This window comes from Paenibacillus sp. FSL H7-0350, assembly GCF_038593195.1.
Taxonomy (GTDB): Bacteria; Bacillota; Bacilli; order Paenibacillales; family Paenibacillaceae; genus Paenibacillus_AQ.
Genome location: NZ_CP151972.1, coordinates 1,489,671 through 1,506,855 on the forward strand (window position 1 = coordinate 1,489,671; position 17,185 = coordinate 1,506,855).

Genomic DNA, 17,185 nt, shown 5'->3' on the forward strand with positions numbered 1-17,185 from the left:
ATAACTTGTGATGCTTAACAGGATTTGGGATAATGAGCGTAACCTATGTCGTCTAAAATAAGGAAGAAGGTATACATATGAAACTTTGTGGTGTCTGTATCCTCACTGACAATGCGCCGCGCCTGGCTGCTTTTTATAAAATCGTGCTCAAGGAGTCTCCAGTCGTTGAAGGACAGCATTACGGATTCGACAGCGCTCAGCTTGCAGTCTACAATCCGGGCCAAGTGAACGTGGTCAATGACAAAAATATGTCTCTAATGTTCTATGTCCATGATGTCTTGGCTGAATATGACCGTCTAAGGCAAGCCATCCCCGGCATCGGGATTACCTCTCCACCTGAACGCAGACCGTGGGGCGCTTATTCTTTCTGGTTCCTTGATCCCGATGGCAATACGGTAAGCTTCATTGAGAAGAAGGATCTACTGTAATTTACCAGTACACGCCGTACTTATCGACAACTTCAGCACAGCAGGAACTCCATGGAAGGGCGCCTAACGGAAACAGCGCCGTGCCGCCCTTCGCTAGCATTACGTATGCCTTTTTCACTTCTTCTTCACGCTCAAAGCTAATCCCATAATTCATAGTTGGGCGTGATCCCTCTAATGATGATGAGAGCATGAGATTAACCAAGGTTTCATTGTGTGATTCGCTGACAGCAAATATTTCTTGTCCGTCTCTAAGTGAGGACGCATGCATAAATGTGCCATCCGGGAATTTCTCATGGTACCCCAGGGTAAGTCCAAAGGCTTCTGAATAAAATGCTACAGCTTCAATGGTATCCTTAATGTATAAGGTTGCTCCTAGTTTAATTCTGTGGACCTCCTTTTTATTTTAGTTAACTTCTCTCCCACCAAAAACCTCAATCATCATTAACGCACCTATAACTAAAGTACTAGATTAGCGTTGGAGGGCAGCAAAATGAATAAAACTCATGGAATAATTTTGTTCGGGGCAAATGGAAGCGGAAAGACTACACTTGGACGTGAACTGGCGCACATATTGAACTCTAAGCATATGGATCACGAGGATTACCACTTTAAAAAATCAGTAATTCCATATACCGTAGTCCGTCCTTATGAGGACTGTTTGAGTTTAATACTTTCCGACATTGAGAAATATCGTTCGTTTGTCCTCACCGCTGTCACGGGTGATTTTGGCGACACAATTCCTAAGTATTACGACCTCGCTGTATTTATCTCAACACCAATTGAACTGCGTATGGAACGTGTAGAGCAACGAGCGTATAACGAACATGGAGAACGTATCCGCAAAGGCGGTGATATGTACGAGCAACATTTGAAATTTACAGATTTCGTGGCTTCGCGTTCGCTGTCAAGAATTGAACAATGGGCGGAAACTCTAACGTGTCCTGTAATACATATTGATGGTGCAATTGATTGGCACACGAATGCGACGAATATAGCGAAACGGTTTTATGAGATCGAATGACACAAACAATTGAAATAAGTGTAGATAGGAGTACGAAAGTGAAGAAGAAGAGATCAAAAGTAAAGATAGCCTTGCGGGTGTTCATGTTGTGTCTACTTCTGATGGTGGTGCTTGTTGGAGTGGGGCTGGTTTTCCCAACATGGACCCCTAGCATTAATGGAAATAACAGTGTAAGTACTTTGCAGCAGATTGAGATTAATGGTAAGAAGCAGGAAGTAATGATCCGGGGGAAGGATCGGAGAAATCCGCTAGTGATTTTCGTGCATGGTGGGCCGGGGGTACCAGAGACTCCATATGTAAGGAAATACCAGGATGTACTAGAACAGAATTTCACTATTGTTCAGTATGACCAGAGGGGCAGCGGGAAATCTTATCTTTTCTCAGAGGTTTATTCAAATCTATCATCTGATACGTTAGTGAATGATCTGCTGGCTCTTACGGATTATATTGAGAAGGAATTTGGGCAGAAGAAAGTATTGCTGATCGGTCACTCCTTTGGAACATACATTGCGGCGCAGGCTGCAAACAAGGCGCCTGACAAGTTCAGTGCCTACATTGGAATCGGGCAGATGGGGAATTGGGTTAATAGCGAGTTGGAGAGTTTGAAGTTTGCAATTGATCAAGCGAGGCTTGCCGGCAATAATACTGAGGCGGAAAATCTGGAACTATTGAGAGAGCCAATTACGACTGGAGACTCGATCACTCCCCGTGACACCATTAGAAAATATGGAGGATCAGTAAGGCAGATTGACGATAAGGCGGATTTGGTTAAAGGCTTGTTTTGGGGGACGGAATATAATTTACTGGATGCCGTCCGCTTTTTCAGAGGCATCTCGGTTTCAGAACCTATACTTATGACAGAAGTAACACATCGTGATCTCACGGAACTGGTGGATACTATTCAGATCCCTGTCTATTTTGTGATGGGGAAATATGACCAATTAACTTCGGTGAACGAGGCACGTAAATATCTGGATGAACTGAAAGCACCACAAAAGGAATTTGTAGTGTTCCAAGAATCGGCGCATTATCCGCATTTCGAAGAGAAAGAAAAGTTTGCTCAGTGGTTGAACGAGACATGGACAGAACTGGCCCGTTAGGATAATGAGCGTAACCCATTTCATCCAAAATGTTGCTGAAGGACAGCATTACGGATTTGACAGTGCTCAGCTTGCGGTCTATAATCCGGGCCAAGTGAACGTAGTCAATGACAAGAATATGTCTCTAATGTTCTACGTCCATGATGTCTTGGCTGAATATGCTCGACTAAAGCAAGCCATCCCCGGTATCGGGATTACCTCTCCACCTGAGCGTAGACCGTGGGGTGCCTATTCGTTCTGGTTCCTTGATCCGGATGGAAATACGGTGAGCTTCATTGAGCAGAGGGAGCTTGAAGGCTAGATCTATACAGCGATATACCAGTACACACCATACTTATCTACGACTTCTGCACAGCAGGAGCTCCATGGAAGGGAGCCTAACGGAAATAACACCGTACCGCTCTTCGCTAGCATTTCGTAAGCTCTCTTCACTTCTTCTTCACGCTCAAAATTAATCCCATAACTCATCGTTGGGCGTGATCCCTCTAATGATGATGAGAGCATAATTCTAACCAAGTTATCATTGTGTGATTCGCTGACAGCAAATATTTCTTGTCCGTCTCTAAGTAAAGACGCATGCATAAATGTGCCATCCGGGAATTTCTCATGGTAGCCCAAGGTAAGTCCGAAGGCTTCTGAATAAAATGCTACAGCTTCAATGGTATTTTTGATGTATAAGGTTGCTCCTAGTTTCATCGTGTGGCCCTCCTTTTTATTTTAGTTAACTTCTCTCCCCACCAAAAACCTCAATCATCATTAACGCACCTATTTTGTAGTCTTGGACAAAAGATAATGCCGAATGCAACGAACAGGATTCACTTTGTAGCTTTGCAATTCCGGATCGTTTGGTTTAATCCGCTCATTGGGATGCAAACTCCCATAATACAAATCCTCCAAAATCATGATTATCAGGCCTCCATTTGAATGTGATCCGTATACTTGTGGAGCATAGTGCCCCCTACCAATCAAGTGTAACTGATAAAGTTGGAATATATTGTTTTTTATGCAGTATTAGCATAGATCACAACCTCAACAAAAACAAGCCTCTGTGGCGATGTTAAAGAAAATAAAGTACTCAGGAATATTAGATGTCTTTAACGATACGCTTAGAGCGCAGCGATACTTGCTCCAATAACTCGTCTTCATCAATGGTGAGCAGTTGACGGCCTTGCATTAACACTTTTCCGTTAACAATGGTGGTGTCCACGTCTGCACCATTAGCGCAGTATGCGAGCAGTGAATGGAGGTTGTGTATTGGCTGCAAGTGGGGTTTTCTCATATCAATCAAGATGATATCTGCCTTCTTCCCAATTTCCAATGTGCCCACCTCATGGGCAATGCGGAGCAATTCCGCACTTCCAGCCGTCGCCATGCGAAGAGCATCCATTGCGGGAAGCTTCGTAGGATCGCCGTAATCCAACTTTTGCAGCCATGTTGCTGCCCGGATCTCCTCAAACATGTCTAACGTAGTGGCGCTGCCCGCCCCATCCGTGCCTAAACCTATAGTAATCCCTTGCTCAGCCATATCCTTAATCGGCGCTATGCCGCAGCCAAGTTTGAGATTGCTTACTGGATTATGGGACACGCCACCCCGCATACTCTTCAGATAACCGATATCACGACGATTTAGATGCACGCTATGTGCGAGGAGCACATGCGCCTTTTCAAACAAACCGAGGTGATACAAATATTCGGTTGGGGTCTGATTATACTTTTCCCGAATCGTAATGACTTCCTCCTTCGTTTCGGCCAAATGAGTATGTAACGGAATGTTCTCCTGCTCCGCCAAATCGATAACCTCTCTAAAGGGCTGCGGAGGAACTGTGTAAGGGGAATGTGGGCCCAGCATCGTCGTAATTCTGCCTTCTGCTTTACCGTTCCAGTGACGGATGAGATGGAGTGCCTCGGACATTCGCCGACCTTTGTCATTTTCGAGGAAAGTGAGCCCCCGTGTTAAAGAAGCCCGCATACCAACCTCTTCTACCGCTGCAGCGATTTCATTCATGTGGATGTACATGTCGGCGAAAGCAGTAGTACCCGATTTAATCATTTCCGCCATCGCGAGCTTCGCTCCCCAATAAATGTCCTCTGGAGTCATTCGTGCTTCAGCAGGGAGCATTTTTTGGTTCAACCAATCCATAAGTTTCAAATCGTCGGAAAACCCCCGCAACAAGCTCATGGGTGTGTGTTGGTGGGCGTTGATTAGCCCAGGCATTGCTGCCATACCCTCGCCATGAATGACCACATCTGCCCCAGTGGATATGATGGACTGAATATCCGCTATGCGGTCTCCGTCGATGAGAATATCTCCAATATAGGGTTCCTCGTTTCCCATGGTTAAGATCGTCGCTCCTTTGATTAATGTCTTCATCGTGACAGCCTCCTTTTCTAGGGTTTATACTAAACCTTGACGTTGAGTGAGGGTCAAGAACATAAAGGGGTCTATCTCATGAAAATAAAAGAAGTCGCTGATATGCTGAAAATATCTCAGCGCGCGATTCGGTTTTACGAAGAAAAAGGTCTTATTGCTCCTTCCAAACAAGATGACAATCAGTATCGGATGTTTGACGAAGAAGATATTTGGCGCTTGCAGACGATCATTGCACTCCGGGAATTAGGAATGCCGGTTAGTGACATTAGGACTGCACTATTGGATATTGAAGCCAAAGGAAACAGTCAATTACGATATTTGTTGGAACTCCAGCGATCTGTCATGTTCACTAAGTGGGTCGAAATGCAGCAGATTATTGAGACAACAGACCAAATGATTGAAACCCTCAAGCAGGACCATGCACTTCCACTAGATGACATTTACATTCTGGCGGAGGGTTCGAGAAGACTGAGGGAACAACGGACATGGAAGGATAAGTGGGGGTATGACCGCTTGGCTGGCGTTCACGATCAGTTGGTTCAAGTGGACACACGGAAATATGGGGACTATGATGAGGCACTGCGCCTTGTCGTAAAGTGGGTATCAGCCATTCATGGAGAAAGAGGATTGGATATTGGAACGGGTACGGGGAATTTGGCTGGCCGACTGATCCATGAAGGCGCGGTGATGGCTGGAGTGGATCAGTCCAACGAAATGTTAAAGGAGTGTCAGCGCAAATTTCCAGAGATGGAGACCAAGCTTGGCAATTTCCTGGCATTGCCGTACCTTGACGGGAAATTTGATTTTATTGTTTCGAGCTTTGCTCTGCATCATTTGACGAGTGACCAAATGCCGCTCGCTATTCAGGAGATTCGCAGGGTATTAAAACCTCACGGACGGATCTGCATCGCGGATTTGATGATTGACGGGGAAGAAAGCACAGTCCATGAAAGTGATGAGGATTCTATTCTACTCCCCAAGCTCATTGATTTATTAGAGGATAGCGGATACATCACGAAACATCTTAAAGTAAATCGATTGTTGCATGTCATTTTAGCAGTACCTATTCGGTAAAAAAACCTTACCCCTGCGTCAAGGTTTACCGTATTGTATGTGCATGTAACGAAGCCCGCGTTCAACTAGCCGGAAACTGGTGATTATCTCCCCCCCTCCTCCTGCGTGACCATCTGATCCCGAAATGCTAGTTCCAAACAGTAAAAAACGAGATTTAATCCTTAAGAAGGGATGTGATACCGAACGAATATGATCTATGTCTGAAAAAATTACGCACTGTAAGGAGGAATGAGAACGAAATGAAGTTCGACCTTCGAGAATTAGCGTTGTTTGCAGAACAGACCGTAACCAAAGCAGGTGACAGAATTTCCGATTTGCGCAGCCGTGAAAAAATTGAAGTGAATTACAAGAATGCAGGTGAGCTCGTAACATCAGCTGATCTGCTATCGGAAAGAGTCATTCAAGAAGCCATAAAGGGGACATTTCAAGGTCATCGAATTCTTTCGGAAGAAGATGGAGTGCATAACTGGGATAAGTTCAATTTTGACGGTCCGGTTTGGGTGGTTGACCCTTTAGATGGAACCGTTAATTTTGCCCGGAACCTGCCGCATTACGGCATATCATTGGCTTTTGCCCTTGATGGAGTAGTACTGGCAGGAGCCGTGTATGCACCCGATTTGAATAGTACCTATATAGGAATTAAAGGAGAAGGCTCCTATTGCAATGGTGAGCTTTTAAGAATTCGTGAATGCACTTCACTACTAGATGCTGTCATTGGTACAGGTTTCCCGCATGATCCAGCTCAAGTTCAGCCAGCAATTGAAAGAGTGAACCGGCTCAGAAAAAACTGTCGTGACATTAGGCGTTTCGCCGCTCCAACAATAGACATATGTTATGTGGCTTCCGGAAAGTTAGATGCTCATACAGAAAGTCTCTCACCGTGGGACGTAGCCGCTGCTGGTTTGATTGCACGGGAGGCGGGAGGATTGACTTGCCATGTACAAGCGGTGCCAGATAACATCCCTGTAGAACTTTATGGTGAAGAGGTTGTATTCACGACACCTGGAATCTGCGAGGATCTCTTGATGTTATTGCGAATGGAATCTACTTGATAGAGTGGGCTATTTAATGCAATGAGAATTTACTTGTATTGGATTAATATGGCATAATAAAGAGAATATAAGTTCTTGAGTGATTATTTTTTATAGTGGAGGAATGTAGCATGGGGATTTCTATTTATTACACATGTACGAGAAATCATAACCTTACCAACAGTGAGGAGCAAGAGATCACGGCCATCATTGATAAATACAATGTGGGTTTTGAGATGAAGGATATTGGAGAAACATTTCATGTGTATGACTATGACCAGGATGAACCAACAGTAATCTTTGCAGGTGCAACAAAACTGCCCCTATCAGACAATTTTGAAGATACATTGCATGCGCTGTTTTATTGGTTGACCTGTTTGACGGATATTAGAAGAAGTATTTCTAATGGGGATTGGCATGTGCATCTAGATGATACGGATGTTATTTGGGATGAGGAAACAGGTTGGCACATGCCCGGCGATTAGTATTCTAAGGTGTAATCTATTTGGAGGTGAGTAAGATTTCTCAAATCGATGAATTACACACAAAAATAGAGGATTTATTAGCTGAAAAAGTTGTGGATGAAGACATTGAGTACTTTGAAGATTACAAGAAGATTACTGGAGTAATGGATAAACAGATTGACGACTTTGAAAGAGATTTTAACATTTTATTACCAACAGATTTTAAGGAGTTTTATGCAATTAAGGATGGCAGCGGTTATCCGCTTAATCTTTTATATACTTCATATGGAGATAGTGTTATTCCATTCACCTTGCTTTCCTTAGATGATATTAGAGACACGAAAAAGTTTTTCTGCGATCGCGATAATTTAATGAGCGAATATTACAGCGATGAGGAAATTAGTAAGCTAGATTCTCGTATTAAGCCCTATTTATTTAACAAGCGTTGGTTTCCTTTTGCACAGGTTGTAGGTGGGGCAATGTATTTAATGTTAGACTTTGACCCAACAGAACATGGTACAGTTGGGCAAGTTATCTTTTATGTACATGACCCTGATTTTGTTTATTTTATAGCTCCAACATTTTCAGATCTTTTATTGGATACTATTCAAAATCTTGAAGATGGTTGGTATGAAGAGTGCCGATGAAAATAATGCTGTTACCCAACGAAAAGGAACTAAAATGAAGAAAGGTCGATCAATTTTCGAGAAGGTGATTAACGTGATATTTACAAAGTGCCTGCTGCACGAAGTACAGCATCTCATCCATGATTATACTCATACCTTATCCTCGCCATTTGACTCTTTTTTGGAGGATCACATTCTTGCATCTGATTTTTACGTAATCTGTGATGAAATAAGAGAGATTGGCTATTTTGCGATTCATGATGGCCAACTGCTTACGCAATTTTACATTCAGCCCTCATATGTTAAGGATGCCCAAACGTTATTCAGCCAAGTGATTGAACAGTATAGGGTGAAGTCTCTCTTTGTTCCCACTTGTGATGAGTTGTTTCTTAGTTTGGCTTTGGATAAAGACTTTCAACTCACCAAACAGGCTTACTTCTTTCAGGATAGCCAGCTAAAAATTCCGGAAAATGAATCTTATAAAAGCGACGTTTTTGCTCCGGCAACATTGGACGAACTCCTCCCCATTCAACATATGTGCGGGGAATTCCTTGATCAATATGAAAAAAGGATAGTTAACGGGGAACTCTTTACGTATTACCGTGGCGCTACCCTAATGGGAATTGGGGTTTTGGAAAAGAGCAAAATGCTTCATGGCCTGGCGAGTATTGGCATGTTTACAAACGAGGCGTATCGCAAGCAAGGAATTGGAAAAAGTATTATTCTTAAATTAAAAAAATGGTGTTATAGCCATGACCTTTCGCCGGTTTGCGGATGCTGGTATTATAACGAGGCTTCCAAAAGAACTTTGGAAAACGCGGGTATGATAACAACAACCAGACTTTTGAACATAAAAGTCAATCTGCCTGAAAAGAATTAAAACTTGCCGTTACAGACAGCGCGGTGAACCGTATCATAATTTACAAACGAAACATTACGCAAACAGGTAAGGTTAGTTGAACGACAACAGCAGCAGTCTAAGACTTATTTAGTCTAATTCTGCTGCTGTTACTTTACACACGCGGCAACTTATTACCCAACCTTCTTTCTAAAACTAAACCGCGCCCCGCCCAGCTCCGAGCGGGAATAGGTCAGCTCCCCGTTCAGCCGTGCCGCAATCTGGCGGCAGATGGCTAGCCCGAGGCCAGTTACTCCATTAGCTCCGGTATAGAAACGCCCGAAAACGGCTTCACGCTCCTCCTCGGCCAGACCCGGGCCGTTATCTTCAATATGGACCGCCCACGCAGCTCCCGGAACCTCCGGCTCTACCCGGATAACCACCCGATCCTTTGTATGCCTAACCGCATTCTGCAATAGATTGACCAGGATACGGAACAGCTGCTCACCGGGAATCGTAACCTGCAGGCTCTCCCCTTCCACGGTGAGCTTCAGGTCCCGCCGGCTGGCCTCCGGCATGAGCAGCATGGCGGCTTCTTCGGCCATGGTTCGCAGGTCAACGGTGGCGGCAGGCCAATGCTCGTCTACGGCTTCCAGCCGGGAGAGCTGGAGCAGCTTGTCTACCATATCAATCAAGCGCTGCGACTGGGTGGTGATTACCTCCAGGCCTTCCTCCTGCGTGACCACCTGATCCTGAATGGCGAACACGAAGCCGTGGATGGACATCAGGGGGGTTTTTAGCTCATGTGAGATATTCTGCAGGAATTCAAGCTGGTTGCGCTGATGCTGCTGGATACGCCCCGACATGGACTGGAAGGTGGTCATCAGCTCCCCGATCTCGGTCCGGTCTCCCTGCGGAAATGGATTGCCCTGCGCATAGGAAGGTTCATATCGCCCAACGGCTTCCTTCAACCGGTTCAGCGGCCGCACCACCCGTGAGACGGCGAACAACCCGATCGCAAGAATCACCACAAAGCTGACTCCGATAGACAGCAAAGTAGTTCGCATTAGTGAGCCGTATAAGGCTCTAAGCGAAGATAGCGGCGAATAGATGAAGATTTCATCGGACAGCCCTCTAAGCTTTTCTTGCGCATATAATACCTTCCTGCCGTGCAGGAGGGCTATTCCATTTTTCCCCGTAGGCGTGTAATGCAGCTGCTTCCCTTCTTCTTTCTCATTGCTGGCGTCAATAATCTTCTGATCCGCATCCAGAATCATATAGTCCGCGTTCATCATCAGTCCCTTGACGACATACTTGAACTGCGTGCTGTTCAGATTGTTGAGGTCACCATCGCTTAGCAGCTTCTGCGCCCTCCCTACCTGTCCATGCAGCTCAGCCTTCACCTGATTCATCAGGATGTCGTCGATCAGATGCACGAACAGCATCACCGTAATCGCTACAGTGACGAGCATGGCAATGCAGAGCGAGAACAACATTTTACCGCGAATGGTCCGCATGGCTACACCTTCCGCACGGATGCACGGTATCCGAAGCCCCACACCGTATCAATTAGAAGCGTGGAGTGGTGCTCGGCGAGCTTTTTACGGATTCTTTTGACCACATCATCTACAACCCGGACATCCCCGAAAAAGTCGTATTCCCACACCTGCTGAATCAGATGCTCGCGCCCGAAAGGCCGTTCCAGGTGAGAGGCCAGGAAGAGCAGGAGATCGAATTCACGGGAGGTCAGACTCACATCCTCCGTATTCACCTTCACTGTCCGGTAATCCGCATCAATCTCCACATTCCCGGATTTGCAGACTTGCTTCGCCGTCACTACCTGGGAGATCTCCTCCGCAGCAGCATTGCCCGCTCTAGCCAGACGCAGCATAGACTTCACCCGGCCCACCAGCTCACGCGGATTGAACGGCTTACTCAGGAAGTCACTACAGCCCAGCTCCAGCCCCTGAATCCGGTCACTCTCTTCGCCGCGTGCAGAGATCATAATAATAGGGAGTTCGGTGAAGGTACGTAGTTCGGTGAGCAGCGCCAGACCGTCAATCCCGGGCATCATAATATCGAGAATCAGGCAATCCGGGTGCTCTACACGGACATGCTCGATCAGAGTGCGGCCGCTAGAGAACGAAGTTACGTCATACCCTTCCTTACGCAAATATTCAGAGAGCAGCTGTAAAATGAAAAGATCGTCGTCTACGACTACTATTTTGGCCATAATGTATACCCCTTTACCGTCCTAATCTAGCTCTATCATACAGGGTTATATAGGTAGATTAAAGATAGGACTCGTCTTAATCCTCGCCTTCCCCTTTTTCGAAAAAATGTGAAGCTCTGTTCTTACATATCCGCAGACTGACCGTCACAACATGTCTCACTCCTCAATAGTATACAACTAAAGGGGGAGTGATTATGACTCGCAGGGTTAGCAGATTCCTCTCATGCCTACTGGCTGTTGCAGTTCTAACATTGGGCATCCACATCGCCGCAGCTTCTGCTGTCAGCAAAGTCTCCATTACATCCACGACGGTCATCCAATCCGGGATCAAGGTCGGGCCTTACACTAGCAACGCCGCATTATCCAAAGAAGAGCAAGCCGAAGCCTATCGTAATTATAAGAATCTGACACGTGTCGTTATGATAGACAAGTATGTAATGTCCGGTCAAGGGAGCAAGACAAAGATTGGTATTGGTGCAGGCTTCATGTTACCCGGCGGATACATTATCACTAATAATCACGTGGCCCCCGCCAGCTATAATGGAAAGAAATTGCGCTTCCAAATCACTTTTTATGCGCAAAAATCGGACGGGTATCTGCTAGGCACACTTGTGGCAACAAATCTTAAGGATGACCTCTCCCTGCTGAAGATTGACGCTAACAAAATCCCAAAAACCTATCAGGACAGCTATTTCAAGGAGTTCAAGCTTGTGCCAACAGCCAATGAAAAGGTGACGGTCATCGGGCACCCTACTAAGCCAATAGGAAATTCGGAGACTGGGAATACCAAGAGGTACCCCTGGACACCGCTCTACGGAACATTCACCGCCGATGATGTGGCCGTAATCCGCAAATCGAAAAATGCGTCAACACCCGATGTGTACACGCACTCCATGGAATTCAATGTGCAGACCTGGCCCGGAAACAGCGGCAGTGCTGTCATGGATTCGAGTGATAAAATAGTCGGCGTAATCTCCTCCACGATCCTTGGTGAACCCCGTTCCTTTGCCACCAGTTCGAAGCTTATCTTACAGTTCATCGAGGACAACCATTTGTCTGAAGCTATTTTTGGACACGCCGTAGACGGAGGTTAGAGTTAGTTAGATGTATAGATCAAAAGACGGGACTCTTCATGAGCCCCGCCTTCTGTGTTTATAAGTATGTTGCTGCGGAAGACTGCAATGGATGCATTAGCATTATTTCTTCTTTGGTGTCACGATGATCTTGCCGGCCGATTTGGAAGGTGTCACAGCTTTGGATACTGTTTTGTGTTTGGCATGTGAGGCTACTGTCTTTCCTGCTGCTTTGTGCTTGGTTGGCGTTGTAGACTTGACCGGACTTTTAGTGGCTGCTGTACTCTTCACAGAGGTTACTGCTTTAGCAGGAGTCGAAGCTTTCACTGGAGTTATCTTGGCTGGAGTGGAAGATTTCACCACTGGTGCAGTCACCTTCACCTCTTTCACTGATTTCACAACAGGTGCCGTTGCTGCGAATGCGCTTGTTGAGCCGCCCACTACACTCACTACTGCCAACACTGCGATTACTCTTCTTGTCCATTTGATCATTTCAATCACCTCTTCTTTGAAAGTATCTTCATCTTAGCAGGCGATTGCGGGAATTCTGTGGAACAAGTATGAGTAAAGTATATGAAAATAGCGTTATAGAGTAATCCAGACCAATACGGTCCAGGTACCCCCTTGCATGACCCCGTCTGATCTCCCCATAGTCAACAACGATATCACGTATCCATTCATTTCTTGAAAATTTGCCGGGGTCTCGATGCCAGGTTATTAGAGCTTTAGAATGTCTTATATACGAAGTATTCAACCGCTCTTCCCTGCTCTTTTCGTCAACATTTCCAGGATTTCCAGATAACCGCTTCTTCGGGCATGCTCAATCGGACTAGCGCCTTCGGAATCGGCAAGATTCACGTCTGCCCCATGATCGATCAGCAGTTGTACAATAGCCTGATGTGCCTCTCCACCATCACCCAGAAGAACCGCCTCCAGCAGTGCCGTCCAGCCAAGATTGTTGATATGATTCACATCGACGTCAGAAGTGGTCAGCAGCTCTTCCACAACGTCCACATGACCGCGTTCAGCAGCAGGAATCAGTGCCGTTCCCCCAAACCGGTTCAGGATGGATGTATCCGCACCTGCGGCAATAGCCACCTTAACGAAATCAAGCATCCCTTCTGCTCCCGCATAAAGAAGCGGATTGTCTAAGCGGTTATCGCGAATATCGATGTCCGCCCCTTGTTCAATCAACAATTTGAAAAGCTCTAATTGATTCGTGTGTACAGCGATCATTGCAGGTGTTCTGCCTGAGGAATCTGTAGCGTCGATATCAGCCCCCTCTTCCAGTAAACGGGTCACAAGATCCATATCGCCTTGCTGAACAGCAGCCCATAGTTGTTGATTTAACTGATCCATTCCATGGTTCACCTCCTGAATATTTCCCTGCCCAGACCGTTCATTACATAGGGACGAGCAATGTCTGTAAGCACACCGGTCCCGCTCTTCTCCCCGGCATTTAACCAATAATGTGCAGCGCCATAGATGGCTGAACCTGTCATGGCCGCCATCATTTTGATATGATGAACGTCCGCCCTATAACGGTCCTCCCCTCGCAGAAAAATGTTTTCTATGGTTTGCTGCAGCAGTTTTTTTATTTTGTCATCGACCAGCTTAGCCATCGGATTGGAATCTATTCTGCAGATCCGATAAAAATCCACGATGTATTGGTGCGTCATTATGATCAACTGTTCACATATATCATCCGTGAACTCCTGTGCATTCACCACTTGCTCTGGAATTCTCTCATGAAAAGCCTGTTCTGTGACTTCGTCCAGCAAAGCATATTTATCTTCAAAATGGGCATAAAAAGTGGCGCGGTTAATGGTTGCTTCCTGAGCGATATCTTTGATGGTGATTGCATCAAATCCTTTTCTCTGCAGCAAATCTCTGAACGCTGTTCTAATTAACTCTCGTGTACGCAATACCCTCGGATCTTCCTGATTTACCATCCCTGTATCTCCTTGTTAAACATCAATTATCTTAATGTGTTGCCTATGCAACTTTCCTCTAACTCTGCCGGTTGAACTCTCAAGCAGGCAATATTATTATCATATCAAACAGGTGTTGCTTAAACAATGTGTGAATCATTCTTATGTTTAATTTAAGAGGAGGATTTAATCGTGAAAGCTATTGCTTTGACAAGCTTTGGAATTCCCGAAGCGCTAGAAGAACTGGAAGTACCCGTTCCCGCACTCACCGACACACAGGTTCTCGTCGAAATGCGCGCCTCATCCATCAATCCCGCAGATGTTCTATTTCGCAGCGGCGCAATTCTTGAGAGTCCGATGGCCGATAAATTCCAGGATCAATTTCAATTACCGCTTGTTCTTGGTAATGAAGTAGCCGGCATTGTTAAAGAGGTTGGCGGGAAAGTCCGGCATTTCAAGCCGGGGGATCATGTCATGGGAATGATTCCGAGAGGTTCCTACATGGACTATGTTGCCGTGGAGGAAGATCTCCTGGCCGTTATTCCTGAGAGCCTTTCCTTCGAAGAGGCCGGCGCTGCGCCTGCCGTTGCCTTGCCAGCCTGGCAAGCGCTGTTTGAGCATGGCCATCTTCAACCGGGACAACGCATCCTTATTCAAGCTGGCGCTGGAGGAGTAGGACATGCTGCAGTCCAGTTAGCGAAGCAACATGGAGCATATGTAATCGCAACTGCGAGGGACTATAATCACGATTTCGTCAAAGGACTCGGTGCTGACGAGGTGATCGATTACTCGAAAACCGACTTCACCACCCAAATCACAGAGCCTGTTGATTTTGTATTGGATTCTGCTATGGACCCCGCCACTTTCGGTACCGGGTTACCGGGAGACATCGGAAGGAAGAACTACTCGGTCATCAAGGATGGCGGAACCTATATTTCACTGGTGGCATTCGCGCTCAATCAACAACCGAAGGTCCGCGGTATTCACGCCTACTTCTTCCAGGCAAGAGCTAACCGTACCGATTTTGAATCCATTGTCCGCCAAATGCAAGAGAATAAATTGAATATCCATATAAATGAGGCCTATCCCTTCACTGCCCAAGGCCTTCTTCAAGCGTATCGCAAAAGTGAAGAGTCAACCAAACGGGGGAAAATCATCATATCGAAGAATCTTGGTTAAATGCCATTCCTGGCGGGATGGGAATTTATAATCTGCATGAAGAAAGCTTTATCCCCTAAGGGTTAGAGCTTTCATATCTCATACACCGGTCAATGACCGGCTGGCCGCTCAGGTGGAGCATGTCATGGTGATCTTCGCAGAGGAGCCATTGAAGCTTTTTGGAGATCAGGTAATACTCATTCAGGTGGCATAACTCAGGGATCACCTGGAGAATCGCCACCGTCTTCCCCTCATAAATCCACAGCTTATCATACCGATCCTCGGCAATGAACCAGATGGATTCATCTTGGATGATGTCTCTTAGCTTGGCATAGTCTTTGTCTACGAAGCTGGCGCTATACTGGGGTTCCTGCAGCCGGTTCCAGCCCCAGTGTAAGCCCTGCGTATGATGGGTCTTTACCAGAAACCGTTCCTCAATTTCACTCAAAATGTGCCTCCACTGGTCTTTGCGAACTTCATGTAGCCCGCTCCGGTCCAGCTTCAGCGACTTGATTAATTCTTCGATCTCTGCGCGGACAGATAGGGAATCCATTCTACTCCCCCACCTTGTTCTCTACGAATTTCAACCGCTGTGAATAGTAGTCCTCTGCAACCTTATTCTCCATTAACCCCAATGTCGTAATATCCACAATTAGAGGTATGGAAAAGCGTAAGCGCGGCATTGTTCGACCTGAGGGTGTATCCCCATCTTCAATTACAAATCCCACTCCCTCCAGATTAAGATCAGAAGATTGGGGTGCCTCATAATTACTCAAGACCCGCTCCCCCCGAAGTTGTAACTGGTTCCCTTCCGCCGTCCAATGGAAGGTCTCAATCAATATCGAGTCCCAATTCATGATCTCAATCCAACCAAACCCATTGTCCTGAAAAATAATCCGTTCATCCCCTTGCGCCCCAGGCCCGTACATACAGTCCACCGACCAAATTCCTGTCAGTTTATTCACTATTTTTCTCCCCTCTCATCTGAATCACCTTATATTTGAACAACAGCGTAATCCCCAGATTCATCAGAAAATGAACAAGGATCGGAACCAGCAAATTATCCGTCTGCACATAGACCCACCCGAAGACCAGACTCGGGATGGTGATGTTCAACAGCATTAGCGGCTTAGTATAGTACTGGACATGCATTCCCACAAACAGAACCGTGGTGAGTACGATAGCGACCCGGAGGTTGGGAAGGTAGAGGGTGAGTACATTTTGTATAATTCCCCGGAAGAGCAGCTCCTCAAATAACGCACCGGCAAAAGTGAAGGCAAGGATTGCCGTGAGCGAGTAATTCTGATAGCTCTTGTTCGTTTCGTCAATATAGCTGGCAGGCGTAATTAGAGTCAGGATGATTCCGAACAGCAGCAAGCTGATTGGGGGAAGGACAACATACATTGCCAGTTGCAGCGGATTTTCAAAGGATAACAGGTCCTTCAGGTTCAGGACTTCGTAGATAACAAGGGCAAAGATAACGGCTGCGCTGATCAGAGCGAAGGCGAGGAAAACCAGTACAGCGTCTTTCGGATTGAATTCTTTTTTGCCTGGTGGCGGGGTCCCAGTAGCACGATTCATAGCATAGCTTCTCTCCTTGTCTTCCAGGTTCTATTTCTCCACGGACAACAGATTCATATAGTTCATCACTTCAGCAATCAGCAATTCCCCTGCTACGATAACATATCCTGTACTTTCCCAACAACCTGTATAGCCCGCAATGGCACAACCCGAAAGATTGCATGAATGATATATGATTGAGCTATCTGGGAGGTTCTTGCACAAAATCACGGATAATTAGCGCTTGCTTTTTTATATCTCATCCCTTATATTATTT

22 protein-coding genes are annotated in these 17,185 nt (G+C 46.0%); 11 read left to right on the forward strand and 11 right to left on the reverse strand.

Annotation, left to right across the window (positions count from 1 at the left end; all coding sequences use genetic code 11):
• Nucleotides 1-77 precede the first annotated feature (77 nt).
• Nucleotides 78-428, forward strand: coding sequence for a VOC family protein (locus tag NYE24_RS06965; RefSeq protein WP_051494048.1), 351 nt, complete (start codon nucleotides 78-80; stop codon nucleotides 426-428).
• Nucleotide 429: 1 nt separating this feature from the next.
• Here NYE24_RS06965 and NYE24_RS06970 read toward each other — a convergent pair whose 3' ends face one another.
• The gene (locus NYE24_RS06970) at nucleotides 430-810 is read right to left on the reverse strand and encodes a VOC family protein (protein WP_341027958.1); all 381 of its coding nucleotides are present in this window, start codon (nucleotides 808-810) and stop codon (nucleotides 430-432) included.
• Nucleotides 811-918: 108 nt separating this feature from the next.
• Between NYE24_RS06970 and NYE24_RS06975 the strand changes: the two genes are divergently transcribed.
• Genes NYE24_RS06975 through NYE24_RS06985 form a run of 3 tightly spaced genes read left to right on the forward strand, consistent with a single transcriptional unit; the run spans nucleotide 919 to nucleotide 2,850 of the window.
• Nucleotides 919-1,449 carry an AAA family ATPase gene (locus NYE24_RS06975; protein ID WP_342478347.1) on the forward strand — a complete coding sequence of 177 codons (531 nt, stop codon included), beginning with the start codon at nucleotides 919-921 and terminating at the stop codon, nucleotides 1,447-1,449.
• Nucleotides 1,450-1,487: 38 nt separating this feature from the next.
• Nucleotides 1,488-2,549, forward strand: a complete 1,062-nt coding sequence (locus tag NYE24_RS06980) for an alpha/beta hydrolase (protein WP_342478348.1) — start codon at nucleotides 1,488-1,490, stop codon at nucleotides 2,547-2,549.
• Nucleotides 2,550-2,553: 4 nt separating this feature from the next.
• Nucleotides 2,554-2,850 carry a VOC family protein gene (locus tag NYE24_RS06985; RefSeq protein WP_051494047.1) on the forward strand — a complete coding sequence of 99 codons (297 nt, stop codon included), beginning with the start codon at nucleotides 2,554-2,556 and terminating at the stop codon, nucleotides 2,848-2,850.
• Between the two features lie 2 nt (nucleotides 2,851-2,852).
• Here the strand turns inward: NYE24_RS06985 and NYE24_RS06990 are convergent, their stop codons facing one another.
• Together NYE24_RS06990 and NYE24_RS06995 are read right to left on the reverse strand one after the other, a co-directional pair.
• Nucleotides 2,853-3,245 (reverse strand): VOC family protein, encoded by a 393-nt coding sequence (locus NYE24_RS06990; RefSeq protein WP_341025683.1) that lies wholly within the window; start codon nucleotides 3,243-3,245, stop codon nucleotides 2,853-2,855.
• Between the two features lie 388 nt (nucleotides 3,246-3,633).
• Nucleotides 3,634-4,920 (reverse strand): amidohydrolase, encoded by a 1,287-nt coding sequence (locus NYE24_RS06995; protein ID WP_076160420.1) that lies wholly within the window; start codon nucleotides 4,918-4,920, stop codon nucleotides 3,634-3,636.
• A 78-nt stretch (nucleotides 4,921-4,998) separates the two neighbouring features.
• Between NYE24_RS06995 and NYE24_RS07000 the strand changes: the two genes are divergently transcribed.
• From NYE24_RS07000 to NYE24_RS07020, 5 genes are all read left to right on the forward strand, one after another.
• Nucleotides 4,999-5,994: a MerR family transcriptional regulator gene (locus tag NYE24_RS07000; protein ID WP_076160437.1), complete on the forward strand. Its 996-nt coding sequence runs from the start codon at nucleotides 4,999-5,001 to the stop codon at nucleotides 5,992-5,994.
• A 239-nt stretch (nucleotides 5,995-6,233) separates the two neighbouring features.
• Entirely contained in the window at nucleotides 6,234-7,046 is an 813-nt protein-coding gene (locus NYE24_RS07005) for an inositol monophosphatase family protein (RefSeq protein ID WP_342478349.1), read from the forward strand.
• 110 nt (nucleotides 7,047-7,156) lie between these two features.
• Nucleotides 7,157-7,510 (forward strand): hypothetical protein, encoded by a 354-nt coding sequence (locus NYE24_RS07010; RefSeq protein WP_076160443.1) that lies wholly within the window; start codon nucleotides 7,157-7,159, stop codon nucleotides 7,508-7,510.
• A 26-nt stretch (nucleotides 7,511-7,536) separates the two neighbouring features.
• Entirely contained in the window at nucleotides 7,537-8,136 is a 600-nt protein-coding gene (locus tag NYE24_RS07015) for an SMI1/KNR4 family protein (RefSeq protein ID WP_342479210.1), read from the forward strand.
• Complete coding sequence (locus NYE24_RS07020; protein ID WP_342478350.1) at nucleotides 8,120-8,995, forward strand: GNAT family N-acetyltransferase; 876 nt, start codon at nucleotides 8,120-8,122, stop codon at nucleotides 8,993-8,995. Before NYE24_RS07015 ends, NYE24_RS07020 begins: the two co-directional genes overlap by 17 nt.
• 152 nt (nucleotides 8,996-9,147) lie before the next feature.
• Here NYE24_RS07020 and NYE24_RS07025 read toward each other — a convergent pair whose 3' ends face one another.
• Nucleotides 9,148-10,470 carry a HAMP domain-containing sensor histidine kinase gene (locus NYE24_RS07025; protein ID WP_036701112.1) on the reverse strand — a complete coding sequence of 441 codons (1,323 nt, stop codon included), beginning with the start codon at nucleotides 10,468-10,470 and terminating at the stop codon, nucleotides 9,148-9,150.
• Nucleotides 10,471-10,472: 2 nt separating this feature from the next.
• Nucleotides 10,473-11,186, reverse strand: coding sequence for a response regulator transcription factor (locus tag NYE24_RS07030; RefSeq protein WP_036701110.1), 714 nt, complete (start codon nucleotides 11,184-11,186; stop codon nucleotides 10,473-10,475).
• Between the two features lie 194 nt (nucleotides 11,187-11,380).
• Here NYE24_RS07030 and NYE24_RS07035 point away from each other — a divergent pair, with 194 nt between their 5' ends.
• On the forward strand, nucleotides 11,381-12,280 hold the full coding sequence (locus tag NYE24_RS07035; protein WP_342478351.1) for a serine protease: 900 nt from the start codon (nucleotides 11,381-11,383) through the stop codon (nucleotides 12,278-12,280).
• Between the two features lie 102 nt (nucleotides 12,281-12,382).
• Here the strand turns inward: NYE24_RS07035 and NYE24_RS07040 are convergent, their stop codons facing one another.
• The 3 genes from NYE24_RS07040 to NYE24_RS07050 form a co-directional block, all read right to left on the reverse strand.
• Nucleotides 12,383-12,751 (reverse strand): hypothetical protein, encoded by a 369-nt coding sequence (locus NYE24_RS07040; RefSeq protein WP_036701106.1) that lies wholly within the window; start codon nucleotides 12,749-12,751, stop codon nucleotides 12,383-12,385.
• A 258-nt stretch (nucleotides 12,752-13,009) separates the two neighbouring features.
• Nucleotides 13,010-13,618 (reverse strand): ankyrin repeat domain-containing protein, encoded by a 609-nt coding sequence (locus tag NYE24_RS07045; RefSeq protein WP_342478352.1) that lies wholly within the window; start codon nucleotides 13,616-13,618, stop codon nucleotides 13,010-13,012.
• An 8-nt stretch (nucleotides 13,619-13,626) separates the two neighbouring features.
• Nucleotides 13,627-14,211, reverse strand: coding sequence for a TetR/AcrR family transcriptional regulator (locus NYE24_RS07050; protein ID WP_342478353.1), 585 nt, complete (start codon nucleotides 14,209-14,211; stop codon nucleotides 13,627-13,629).
• Nucleotides 14,212-14,382: 171 nt separating this feature from the next.
• On the opposite strand from NYE24_RS07050, the gene NYE24_RS07055 reads away from it, so the two are divergent.
• Nucleotides 14,383-15,369: an NADP-dependent oxidoreductase gene (locus NYE24_RS07055; protein ID WP_076160467.1), complete on the forward strand. Its 987-nt coding sequence runs from the start codon at nucleotides 14,383-14,385 to the stop codon at nucleotides 15,367-15,369.
• A 55-nt stretch (nucleotides 15,370-15,424) separates the two neighbouring features.
• Here NYE24_RS07055 and NYE24_RS07060 read toward each other — a convergent pair whose 3' ends face one another.
• The 3 genes from NYE24_RS07060 to NYE24_RS07070 are packed head-to-tail and all read right to left on the reverse strand — an operon-like array spanning nucleotide 15,425 to nucleotide 16,929.
• Nucleotides 15,425-15,901 carry a DUF6756 family protein gene (locus tag NYE24_RS07060; RefSeq protein WP_342478354.1) on the reverse strand — a complete coding sequence of 159 codons (477 nt, stop codon included), beginning with the start codon at nucleotides 15,899-15,901 and terminating at the stop codon, nucleotides 15,425-15,427.
• Nucleotide 15,902: 1 nt separating this feature from the next.
• Entirely contained in the window at nucleotides 15,903-16,313 is a 411-nt protein-coding gene (locus tag NYE24_RS07065; protein WP_341025695.1) for a hypothetical protein, read from the reverse strand.
• Entirely contained in the window at nucleotides 16,306-16,929 is a 624-nt protein-coding gene (locus tag NYE24_RS07070; RefSeq protein WP_342478355.1) for a CPBP family intramembrane glutamic endopeptidase, read from the reverse strand. The genes NYE24_RS07065 and NYE24_RS07070 overlap by 8 nt, the downstream gene beginning before the upstream one ends.
• Nucleotides 16,930-17,185: the final 256 nt, after the last annotated feature.

Coding starts and splice junctions, on each gene's coding strand:
- NYE24_RS07070 (WP_342478355.1), bottom strand. CDS start 16,929: ATGAATCGTGCTACTGGGACCCCGCCACCAGGCAAAAAAGAATTCAAT.
- NYE24_RS07010 (WP_076160443.1), top strand. CDS start 7,157: ATGGGGATTTCTATTTATTACACATGTACGAGAAATCATAACCTTACC.
- NYE24_RS06990 (WP_341025683.1), bottom strand. CDS start 3,245: ATGAAACTAGGAGCAACCTTATACATCAAAAATACCATTGAAGCTGTA.
- NYE24_RS07030 (WP_036701110.1), bottom strand. CDS start 11,186: ATGGCCAAAATAGTAGTCGTAGACGACGATCTTTTCATTTTACAGCTG.
- NYE24_RS07035 (WP_342478351.1), top strand. CDS start 11,381: ATGACTCGCAGGGTTAGCAGATTCCTCTCATGCCTACTGGCTGTTGCA.
- NYE24_RS06985 (WP_051494047.1), top strand. CDS start 2,554: ATGAGCGTAACCCATTTCATCCAAAATGTTGCTGAAGGACAGCATTAC.
- NYE24_RS06965 (WP_051494048.1), top strand. CDS start 78: ATGAAACTTTGTGGTGTCTGTATCCTCACTGACAATGCGCCGCGCCTG.
- NYE24_RS07040 (WP_036701106.1), bottom strand. CDS start 12,751: ATGATCAAATGGACAAGAAGAGTAATCGCAGTGTTGGCAGTAGTGAGT.
- NYE24_RS07025 (WP_036701112.1), bottom strand. CDS start 10,470: ATGCGGACCATTCGCGGTAAAATGTTGTTCTCGCTCTGCATTGCCATG.
- NYE24_RS07005 (WP_342478349.1), top strand. CDS start 6,234: ATGAAGTTCGACCTTCGAGAATTAGCGTTGTTTGCAGAACAGACCGTA.
- NYE24_RS07020 (WP_342478350.1), top strand. CDS start 8,120: ATGAAGAGTGCCGATGAAAATAATGCTGTTACCCAACGAAAAGGAACT.
- NYE24_RS06995 (WP_076160420.1), bottom strand. CDS start 4,920: ATGAAGACATTAATCAAAGGAGCGACGATCTTAACCATGGGAAACGAG.
- NYE24_RS07045 (WP_342478352.1), bottom strand. CDS start 13,618: ATGGATCAGTTAAATCAACAACTATGGGCTGCTGTTCAGCAAGGCGAT.
- NYE24_RS06975 (WP_342478347.1), top strand. CDS start 919: ATGAATAAAACTCATGGAATAATTTTGTTCGGGGCAAATGGAAGCGGA.
- NYE24_RS07000 (WP_076160437.1), top strand. CDS start 4,999: ATGAAAATAAAAGAAGTCGCTGATATGCTGAAAATATCTCAGCGCGCG.
- NYE24_RS07050 (WP_342478353.1), bottom strand. CDS start 14,211: ATGGTAAATCAGGAAGATCCGAGGGTATTGCGTACACGAGAGTTAATT.
- NYE24_RS07060 (WP_342478354.1), bottom strand. CDS start 15,901: ATGGATTCCCTATCTGTCCGCGCAGAGATCGAAGAATTAATCAAGTCG.